The organism is Pseudomonas sp. AL 58 (assembly GCF_036348395.1).
In the GTDB taxonomy this organism is placed as follows: Bacteria; Pseudomonadota; Gammaproteobacteria; order Pseudomonadales; family Pseudomonadaceae; genus Aquipseudomonas; species Aquipseudomonas defluvii.
Genome location: NZ_JAZBQR010000041.1, coordinates 1 through 8788, shown reverse-complemented (window position 1 = coordinate 8788; position 8788 = coordinate 1). Strand labels below are relative to the sequence as shown.

At 58.4% G+C, this 8788-nt stretch carries 16 protein-coding genes; 11 read left to right on the top strand and 5 right to left on the bottom strand.

The window, feature by feature from the left end; translation table 11 throughout:
• Positions 1 to 38: 38 nt before the first annotated feature.
• The 4 genes from UIA24_RS22755 to UIA24_RS22740 form a co-directional block, all read right to left on the bottom strand.
• Complete coding sequence (locus tag UIA24_RS22755) at positions 39 to 584, bottom strand: hypothetical protein (RefSeq protein ID WP_330524010.1); 546 nt, start codon at positions 582 to 584, stop codon at positions 39 to 41.
• Entirely contained in the window at positions 581 to 850 is a 270-nt protein-coding gene (locus UIA24_RS22750; protein WP_330524009.1) for a hypothetical protein, read from the bottom strand. The genes UIA24_RS22755 and UIA24_RS22750 overlap by 4 nt, the downstream gene beginning before the upstream one ends.
• A gap of 97 nt (positions 851 to 947) precedes the next feature.
• The gene (locus UIA24_RS22745) at positions 948 to 1169 is read right to left on the bottom strand and encodes a hypothetical protein (protein ID WP_330524008.1); all 222 of its coding nucleotides are present in this window, start codon (positions 1167 to 1169) and stop codon (positions 948 to 950) included.
• Positions 1166 to 1606 (bottom strand): tellurite resistance TerB family protein, encoded by a 441-nt coding sequence (locus UIA24_RS22740; protein ID WP_330524007.1) that lies wholly within the window; start codon positions 1604 to 1606, stop codon positions 1166 to 1168. Before UIA24_RS22740 ends, UIA24_RS22745 begins: the two co-directional genes overlap by 4 nt.
• A 725-nt stretch (positions 1607 to 2331) precedes the next feature.
• On the opposite strand from UIA24_RS22740, the gene UIA24_RS22735 reads away from it, so the two are divergent.
• Both UIA24_RS22735 and UIA24_RS22730 read left to right on the top strand, forming a co-directional pair.
• Positions 2332 to 2652 (top strand): DUF1654 domain-containing protein, encoded by a 321-nt coding sequence (locus tag UIA24_RS22735; protein WP_330524006.1) that lies wholly within the window; start codon positions 2332 to 2334, stop codon positions 2650 to 2652.
• Between the two features lie 86 nt (positions 2653 to 2738).
• Entirely contained in the window at positions 2739 to 3347 is a 609-nt protein-coding gene (locus UIA24_RS22730; protein WP_330524005.1) for a hypothetical protein, read from the top strand.
• A 97-nt stretch (positions 3348 to 3444) separates the two neighbouring features.
• Here UIA24_RS22730 and UIA24_RS22725 read toward each other — a convergent pair whose 3' ends face one another.
• The gene (locus tag UIA24_RS22725) at positions 3445 to 4296 is read right to left on the bottom strand and encodes an XRE family transcriptional regulator (protein WP_330524004.1); all 852 of its coding nucleotides are present in this window, start codon (positions 4294 to 4296) and stop codon (positions 3445 to 3447) included.
• An 88-nt stretch (positions 4297 to 4384) separates the two neighbouring features.
• Here UIA24_RS22725 and UIA24_RS22720 point away from each other — a divergent pair, with 88 nt between their 5' ends.
• From UIA24_RS22720 to UIA24_RS22680, 9 genes are all read left to right on the top strand, one after another.
• Entirely contained in the window at positions 4385 to 4561 is a 177-nt protein-coding gene (locus UIA24_RS22720) for a Cro/CI family transcriptional regulator (RefSeq protein ID WP_099774385.1), read from the top strand.
• A 65-nt stretch (positions 4562 to 4626) separates the two neighbouring features.
• The gene (locus tag UIA24_RS22715) at positions 4627 to 5049 is read left to right on the top strand and encodes a phage regulatory CII family protein (RefSeq protein ID WP_330524003.1); all 423 of its coding nucleotides are present in this window, start codon (positions 4627 to 4629) and stop codon (positions 5047 to 5049) included.
• A 350-nt stretch (positions 5050 to 5399) separates the two neighbouring features.
• On the top strand, positions 5400 to 6068 hold the full coding sequence (locus tag UIA24_RS22710; protein WP_442963065.1) for a phage antirepressor KilAC domain-containing protein: 669 nt from the start codon (positions 5400 to 5402) through the stop codon (positions 6066 to 6068).
• Between the two features lie 2 nt (positions 6069 to 6070).
• On the top strand, positions 6071 to 6895 hold the full coding sequence (locus UIA24_RS22705) for a DnaT-like ssDNA-binding domain-containing protein (protein WP_330524001.1): 825 nt from the start codon (positions 6071 to 6073) through the stop codon (positions 6893 to 6895).
• Positions 6892 to 7560 (top strand): replication protein P, encoded by a 669-nt coding sequence (locus UIA24_RS22700; protein ID WP_099775256.1) that lies wholly within the window; start codon positions 6892 to 6894, stop codon positions 7558 to 7560. Before UIA24_RS22705 ends, UIA24_RS22700 begins: the two co-directional genes overlap by 4 nt.
• A complete protein-coding gene (locus UIA24_RS22695; protein WP_330524000.1) occupies positions 7557 to 7760 on the top strand; it encodes a hypothetical protein in 204 nt (67 codons plus the stop codon). The genes UIA24_RS22700 and UIA24_RS22695 overlap by 4 nt, the downstream gene beginning before the upstream one ends.
• On the top strand, positions 7757 to 8056 hold the full coding sequence (locus UIA24_RS22690) for a DUF1364 domain-containing protein (RefSeq protein WP_330523999.1): 300 nt from the start codon (positions 7757 to 7759) through the stop codon (positions 8054 to 8056). The genes UIA24_RS22695 and UIA24_RS22690 overlap by 4 nt, the downstream gene beginning before the upstream one ends.
• Positions 8053 to 8301: a hypothetical protein gene (locus UIA24_RS22685; RefSeq protein ID WP_330523998.1), complete on the top strand. Its 249-nt coding sequence runs from the start codon at positions 8053 to 8055 to the stop codon at positions 8299 to 8301. The genes UIA24_RS22690 and UIA24_RS22685 overlap by 4 nt, the downstream gene beginning before the upstream one ends.
• Positions 8302 to 8312: 11 nt before the next feature.
• Positions 8313 to 8726, top strand: a complete 414-nt coding sequence (locus UIA24_RS22680; RefSeq protein ID WP_330523997.1) for a VRR-NUC domain-containing protein — start codon at positions 8313 to 8315, stop codon at positions 8724 to 8726.
• The last annotated feature ends 62 nt before the right edge of the window (positions 8727 to 8788 follow it).

Below are 8788 nucleotides of genomic sequence, written 5' to 3'. Positions count from 1 at the left end.
GTACTTGATCGCCTCCAGGTGGTTGGTGGTGGCGATGATCATTGGTCGTGCTTCGCTCTACTGCTGATCGGCCTGGCGGGGAAGTCGATCTCGTAGTCGCTGATCAGCCGGTCCAGCAGCTTGTCGCTGATGCCCATCTGCTTGGATGCCTGGTAGCGAGACAGGCCGCCATCACGCAGTGCCTTCAGTTGCTCCAGCTTGACCGCATCCGCCACCCGGTCGATGGCTCGGCCCTTTCCGCGCCGGGCAGTGCTGACCTTGAACAGGAAGCCACCTTGCTTGGCGATACGATGCAGCGTGGCCGTGGAGTAGCCGGTCGCTCTGGCTGCTTCGTTGTAGGTCATGGTCTTGGCCATTTCGCGGATCCGCTCAAGACGCTTTGCATCTTCGGCGCGGCGGCGCTGGGCTGCGGCTTTCTTTTCGTCTGCCGGTACCTGGTTGTTGAACTTGGCCTGCGGACGAGGAACTGACTTGAGTGGCTCGCCAACTTTGGCGGTTCCGCCTGCCGCAAAGAACTGCTCAATCTTCGCGTTAAGGTCGGCCAGGATCTGATGGCGCGGATCTGGGATAGGTTCGCCGATCATTGCCGTGGTACCAGCTTGCGCTTTGCAGCTGCCTCCATTGCTTCAACGAATACCATCGCCGCCTTGTAGCTGAAGCAAAAGCCCTTGGTCTTGCCGGTGGCAATCTCCACGACGTGATAGGCCTTGCCCTTGGTGACCACCTGGTAGCGCAGAGTCTGCTCCGGCGCTGGTCGACCGATCATTGCATAGAAGTCCGTGGTCACGAGGTGGGTGCGCAGGCGAAGGGCAGCCAAGCCCTCCACGCGCTCCCGCATGGCTGGATGCATGTTGGATTCCTCTAGGTTTGATGCCCGTCGACCGGGCTGGGAAGGGCTAGTTGGTGTCATCCCGCTGCCCACTCAGTGAATGGGCAGAAGTGATGCTCTATTGCTGCGTGCGTAACTCGTTGCGCGGAACCCAGCCTGCGCCGGTTTTCACCATGCAGCCGACAAACGCTGCATAGCGCGTCTGACGCTCGGTTTGCTGGCCGTACCAAGCGCAGGATGTCCGATTGATCACGTTTGCGGCGATCACCAGGAACGCCAGAAAAGCGACCATCACCAACAAAACGCCTTTTGCTGGGTTGGCGGAGAGCCAGGCGGTCACAGATAGTCCTTGAGGCGCACGTTCAGCTTCGCCGCTGCGCGCTCAAGCACCTCGACTTCTGCCGCCTCGATCTCGCCGTCTGATTCAGCAATGGTCAGCATGAAGTTGATGACCGTTTCGGCATCGCCAGGGGTGTGGGCCAGGTCGCCCAGCTCGCGCTCGGCGTTCATGCGGATGATGCGAGGGCCGCCCTCATTGAAGTCGGCCTTGGCCTTGTCGATCAGGTTGCCCAGTTCGGCCCCGAAGCCCTGCAGCTTCGGCTCGTTGCGCAGTAGGCGATCGATCTTGTCCAGCTCAGCCGGCTCGATCTCGCCGTCAGCTGCGGCGACGTAAAAGCAGCCGTAAACGATGGCCTGGAGCAGGTCGCGGTTTTCCAACTTGCCCAGGGCGGCGCGAGCCTCGCGGCCTTTGCCGAACAGCTTTTTCAGTCCCAACATGGTGAATCCTCTGGTGTGGTGGTTGATTTCCCGTCTGGCCCTGTCACCAAGGCCAGCCAGTGAAATCCTCGGAAACCATCCCGTAAGAAGTAATTAGGTGATGGAATCTGTAGAACCCCGGCCTCGCTACTGGCGACAGGCCGGGTGTATTGCATCAACGGTGATCAGTTCGCTTCCCCGCTGCTGATTGCAGGTCCGCGATCTTCTGGGGTGGGCGTCGAGCTTCCTCCTCATGGCGTCAAGCAGCATCTGTTCGCCATGGATCACAGGTCCTTACAACATGCACGCTGCAGCTCTGTGTGCCCGGCTGAGTGGGGCAGGGTGCATGAGGTCCGGCACCCCTCAGTGCCGAAGCTCAGGGCGCTAATTCTGAAACTGGTGTTCCTTGCCTCCGTTACTCGCCACGGTGGGCTGGGCGTATTTCTTTCCATACGTTTACGGTTTGGGCTGCCATCACTACTCAGATACGGCGCAGCAGGGTGGGAGTCGCCCACGCCCGGTGCGTCAGTCTTTTCGGTGGCTGGCAGCCTTTCTGCGGTTGGGTTGTTAAAGAGCGTTTGGGTTGCCCCTGGCATCGCTGTCTGGCCGGCAGTTTCCCGGCAATGCGATCAGTTCAAATGCAAGCGAACTTGCATTAATAAAAGCATGCTTGTGAATTAAATGCAAGCAAGCTTGTGTTGTTTTTCATTACTGTATATCCGTACAGTTACTTGGAGTGATTGGAAGTGCCCGCGCTAGGAGAGAGGTCAAAGCATCAGGAGTTGACTGGCTTGGAGAAGCTTGGTCTGAGGGTTTCAGCGATGATCAATTCGCCACTGGCCCAACAGGGGAGGAAGGTGCTGATACATCGGCTAGACACGGATACCGATCAGGACTGGGGGGTGATGATGGATCTGCTTGCAGAGACTGATGGCCTGGAAATGACCTTCTGCGATGACGGGTCGGTAATCCTGCAATGGGATGCACCAACTGACGACGATCGGGTGATCGAGATGGAGTGGGAGGTGGAGTCGGTGGAGCGGGAAGAGGAGGAGGCGCCTTTCTGACGGGCATGAAAAGCCAATGTAGTGACAGATCCTGATGGGCGATTGTGCTCTGCTACAATGCGCCCACTCAATGGCTGGAGAATGTAATGAAACGGATTATCACATTAGCGGCAGCAGCTCTCGCGCTTGGCGGATGCGCCTCAGGCTCAGTATGGAAGGCCACCGGCACTACCGACGAGTTCACCGATAAGACGACCATGATGGTGACAACTGGGAATTTCACTCCTGGCAACTCAATAGTTACTAGTTCTCTGAAGTTCTACCCGGTTGTGCGGAAAGAAGGTAACGATATCTATGTCGGCCTGATGTCAGGCGGTCGCTTCAAAATTCCGGTTGGCACTGTGCAGTTCAGGATCGACCAGAACGAAGCTTGGACCATCACGCCGCAAGAAACGCCGGTTAGCATGATGCCTGAGGCCCCGCAGTACGCGATGAATCTCCCACCTGAGCAGGCGGCAATCGTCAAGAATGCCCAGGCTCAGGCCATGACCAACATGGCACAGGTGATGAGCCCATACACCGTGACAGGTGGCGACAAAGCCAAAAAGATCCTCAAGCAGATGCTGGCTGGCCATGTGCTCAAGTTCCGCACGGTTGGCATCAATCAGGCCGCCTCGACAACCGGAGAGGTGGAGATTGATCAGTCGCTAGCGCAGTCACTGATGTTGATTGGAATCGATCCAGCAACCCTCTAGCCAAGACAGCAAAAAGCCCGCTTCAGCGGGCTTTTTGAAGCTAACCTACGCCTCACCTCTGTGAGCCTGGGTGTTCAGTTTTTATCATGGTTGGATCTCATACCTTTCGAGCGTTCCATACTAGGAGGACCTTCGCATGGATCGTCACATCGTCGATCCGAGCCTCAAGATCCTTATTCTTCGGGTTGTCCGATATCAGCCAGACGTGATCTTCATCCTTCCGCTGCAAACGCTTGATGAGCAGGTCGCCATGCCAGCTCAGCACGTACACCCCCTCACCTGCATAGTCATTGACGCCACGATCAACAATTACAGGATCCTTGTCGTTGATAGTGCCTTCCATGCTCTGACCCCATCCAGTGATGATCGCCAGGGCTTGAGGGGAGGTGTAACTCACGCCCTTATCACGCAGCAGCTCCTCGCGAATGACCACGTTCCGGATTACTTCGTTGTACTCCGGAGGCAGCTGGCCATGGCCCATTGCGGCGCGTACGTCGTACTGTGGGATCGAGATATCGCCTTCTGTAGCTGTATTAACGGCGAGCAGATTGCTGCTGTCGCCTGACCCAGAAGGATCAGCCTCTACAGCCTGGATTATTTTCCGGCGCGCTTCATCCGAAAGACCTTTGCCATGCTTCTCGAGCATCCGTTGAACCAAATCCGCCGATGACGTTGGTGAAGACTGACGACTGATCCCCGTCGGGCCAAGGTCACGCTTGCGCGGCGGCTCGTCTTTGCCTGAAAGAAGCCAGTCCACGGTTGTGTCGTAGCCATCTGCGATGGCTACTAGGTTCTCGTTTTTGATGTTCTCGGTGTCACCCGCAAACCACTGGCGAACGGCTTCATAGCTGATGCCGCATGTGGTTGCAATGTCTCGTTTCACGCTACGAACGCCGATCGTGGGCTTCCTTGCGAGTACGAGTTTCGTGATTCGGTCAGTGATTTTCATGAGGGCAATCTACAAGAGTGCTTGTCAAGCATGCTTGTTTTACAAATACAAGCATGCTTGAATATGAAGGCGAGCAAAGGAGGTCGTCATGACCAAAAACCAAGCAATTCAACATTTCGGGTCCATCTCGGTGTTGGCCAAAGCTCTTGGTGTCACCTATGAGGCAATTCGCCAGTGGGGTGAGGTGCCGGAGCTGCGGCAGTACCAGATTGAGCGAATCACCAAGGGCGCCCTCAAGGCTAAGCAAAAGGGCGAAGCTGCCTGAGCACGAACCAAATTATCTGCCGGCAGGCATTACGCCACCACTGAAACAGAACTGGGATTTTACGAATGGACAAGTTTTTGCGGGCCTGCCACGACGCAGTAAAGGACAACGATGCCAAGACCCTGAGCGCAAAGATGGGCGTTCCCCACGTCAGTCTGCTTCAGCGCGCCAACCCGGATAACGATGCTCACCACCTGACCATCGAGCATCTGTTCGGGATTCTCCTGCACACCGAAGACATGCGCCCACTGAAGGCGCTGGCGGATTCGTTCGGTTTCGACCTGGTAGCGAAGGAAGCCCCAGCTCCCAAGGCGCTCACTGCAGCAATGATTAGCGTCGGCAAGGAAGTAGCCGAGCTGACTATCGCTGTGCACGTCGCACTTGAAGATAACCACGTCAACCAGATCGAGAAAGCCCAGATCAGCAAAGAGATTGATCACGTCCGCAAGAGCCTGGACGAGATGGCGGCATCGGTTAAGGCCGCCTGATCGCGAGCCACAGCAGCACCGAAACACCATCGGCGGGGGCCGATGAGCAACAACGGCGTAGTCGGCAGTTGAGCCGATCGCACCAGGAAGACCATTAAGGGGAAGGAAATGGACGGCAGTACATCAGGACGCGCGGGGACATTGAACGCTGAGGGCGGTAGCTCAGTCGGCGGGATTGGTCACGTCTGCGGGAAAGCAATCGCCTGAATCGCAGGCACAAAAAAGCCGGTGGCTAGACCGGCTTCTTCAACAACATCGTGGAGTCGATTATGCACACCGCAATCGATGCAGGCAATAGCGCCACTATCGCGTCAGGTTCTGGCATCACCGCGAATCTGTCGCGTCAGGTCATGTCGTCGCGAGAGATCGCCGAACTGACCGGAAAGCGTCACCCTGACGTCAAGCGCGACATCCAGGCCATGGCGAAAGACCTGAAGGAAGATGTGAGCAGTTTTGCGCGCATCTATCTTGACGGTATGAACCGCCAGCAGACCGAGTACCTGCTGGACCGGGAGCACACCGACTGCCTGCTGACTGGCTACAGCGCTTTAATGCGCATGGCTGTGATCAAGCGTTGGCGTGAAGTGGAGGAGGGCAGTGCACGCGTCATTGCCACGCTCCCTGACTTTTCTAACCCGGCTGCCGCTGCGCGCGCCTGGGCTGAGCAATTTGAGCTGCAGCAAGCTGCCAGCCAGGCCTTGGCCATCGCAGCACCGAAAGTCGCATTCGTCGATCAGTACGTTGAGGCCGCTGGCTCGATGGGCTTTCGGCAAGTGGCCAAGTTGCTGAAGGCCAACGAGCGCCAGTTCCGCCAGATGCTTCTGGATAACGGCGTCATGTACTACCTGGCTGGCGTACTCACCCCGTATAGCCACCATCAAGATGCTGGGCGCTTCGAAGTGAAAACCGGAACGAGTGCTTCCAATGGACACGCATTCAACCAGGCCCGCTTCACGTCGAAGGGCGTGCAGTGGGTTGCCGGCTTGTGGGCGGATTACCAGATCCGGGCGGTGGTATAGCCATGCAGTTCACCATTCACATCAATCAGTCGCTTGCCTTGGAGTGGGGTTTGAATGCCCAGCAGGCGTTGCTGTTTGCGTTTGTCTACGAGTGCCCCAGCTGGGCCAAGCCGGTCAAGACAGATAGCGGGATCTACTTTGCGCTGAGCAAGGCCAAGATCGTCGAAGAACTGCCACTGCTGACCGATAAGCCAGATACTGCATACCGACTGCTCAGGGCTCTCGCTGAGGCTGGTCTGATCGAGCTGTCGAGCACTTCCAGCATCACATTGGTGCGACTGACCGAGAAGGGCAAAGAGTGGAATCGCAAGCTCGATGGGTCGGAAAAATATCCGACCACAAAGCCCCGCAATGGTCGGAAAAATATCCGAGCTACCTCGGAAAAATCTCCGAGCAAGGTCGGAAATAAATCCGAGCCGGGGTCGGAAAAATCTCCGACAAATCAAGGTACCAGTAATCAGGTAACCAATCAGGGTACCAGTCAGCAGCCGCATGAGATTCAAGAAGTGATCGCCGAGCAGGATCGTCAGGCGCTGGAGTCGCAGGACGACCGGCAGCGCTTCGCCATGTTCGCCGATTGGAATCCACCGGCTGACCTGGTGACCACCCAGCTGAAATTGGCCGGCCTGACCCTGGAAGCACTGACCGAGGAAACGCTCGTGAGCTTCCTGGGTTACTACGTCGCCAAACCTCGGGTGCTCGACAGCAACGGCGGCTGGTGCTTCCGCCTGGCCAAGTGGCTCAAGAGCGAGAAGGCCAAGGCTGCAGCCGAAGCAGAGCTGGACGAGACCAAATCCAACTGGGCACAGAAGGGGGTGCGCCTGTGACCGCGACCAATGTTCGACAACTCCTCGCCAATCGCAAAACCGATCCGACCTACCAGCCACCGGCTGAGCCAGGCCATGTACCGATTGATCCAGCAACCCAGCAGGTCATTGAGGATTTGTTCCTGCGGTTGCGCGGCGCCTGCGGTGCTTGGCGCCAATCCTGGCCAACACCTTCCGTGATGGATGCGGCCAAGCTGGAATGGCTCGGCGAGTTCATGCGTTCCGGGATCACTCGCCTCGAGCAGATCGACCACGGCATGCGCGTGCTGAGCGCGAGCAAGTCCGCGTTCGTTCCGGCGCCGGGCGTGTTCGTCAGCTGGTGCTTCGCGCCGGAAGGCTTGGGCCTGCCCAGCGTCGAGAAGGCCTACGCCCAAGGCCTGCGCAACTGCCATCCAGCTATGCGTGGATCGGCGAAGTGGATGCATCCAGCCGTTTACCACGCAACTGCTGCCGCCGGTTTCCATAGTCTGCCGCTGATGTCGCGTGAGCTCGGGCTGAGCTGCTTCGAGAAGCACTACCTGGCGCAGTGCCGGAAGATTTGGAAAGGCGAGAGCCTGGGGCCGGTACCGGTCGCCGAGCTTGCTGCACCGCCCGCGCCGCGCACTCTCGACGTGGGGCGTGCTGCGCTGCAGGCGCTGCGAGCTGGTCGAGGTGCACGCGCATGACCGACCCGATGCTGGCTGCGCCCGACCTCACCGAGTACCGCTGGGCACTGTACGCCTGTGGGCATCTGCTGGACCTCACCGATAAGCCCCAGCCGCCTGTTGGCCTGTACCGCGACGAAGCGTCGGCGCGAATTCATGGCCTGCGTATGTGGCCATCCACTTTCACTGTCATCGATCTTCACGGAGACGACCGCCAATGAAGCAATCCAAGCTGACCAAGGCCGCGCGCGGCCGGGAGTGCCAGGTGCGCATTCCTGGTGTTTGCAACGGCAATCCCGAAACCACCGTGCTGGCCCATTACCGCATGTCCGGTACCTGCGGTGTCGGTATGAAGCCGAATGATCTGCAGGGCGCTTGGTCGTGCAGTGCCTGCCATGACGCCATCGATTCGCGCAGCAAAACGATGTTCAGCCACGACGAATTGCGGTTCATGCACCTTGAAGGCGTGGTACGGACGCTCGACATCCTGGTTAGTGAAGGGAAGGTGGCCGCGTGATCACCCCAGCCATGACATTCAGCGGCATTCCGATCTACGTCAGCGAGCACCTGCCAAAGACGAAAACCATTCGCTGGAAAACCGAGCGTAAGTGGTGCCATTGGAAGAGTGCCCCGGCCCTTCGATTCCGCGTGCGCGCCAAGGAGGTTCCCTGCGATACGGCGATCATGCTCGGTGATCGGGTGTTCATGTCTCCCGAAGGTATCGCGAAAATCCAGGCAAAGCTAGGGAGGGGGGATCGGTGAAGCAGGTGATCATGAAACCAGTACGGCCCAGGACGCCGCGTGCTAAGCCCGTCGACCGCGAAGGCCTGGAGCAGGCTGCGCTGATGCGGGAAATCGAGCTCCGCTACCCGCAGGTCTTTGAGCTGATCTACCACGTCCCGAATGGTGGTCACCGGCACAAGCTGGTGGCGGCCAAGTTGAAGCAGCAGGGTGTGAAGGCCGGTATCCCTGACCTGGTGCTGACCATGGCGCGCGGCGGTTACTTCGGCCTGTACATCGAGTTCAAGGCGACCATTGAGCCCGCCCCCGTGTCGGCCAGTCAGTCGGCCTGCTTGCGCCGGTTGAATGAGCAGGGCTACCTGGCGGTCGTTTGCCGGGGGAACTTTGATGCCATGGAGCAGATCCGGGCCTACCTGCGCATGGCACCGACCGTGGTGGCTGCATGACGATGGCGGTCGCGTTCTCCGATGCCGAGATTCGTCGGCAGGCGGCTGACCCGTCGGCGGTG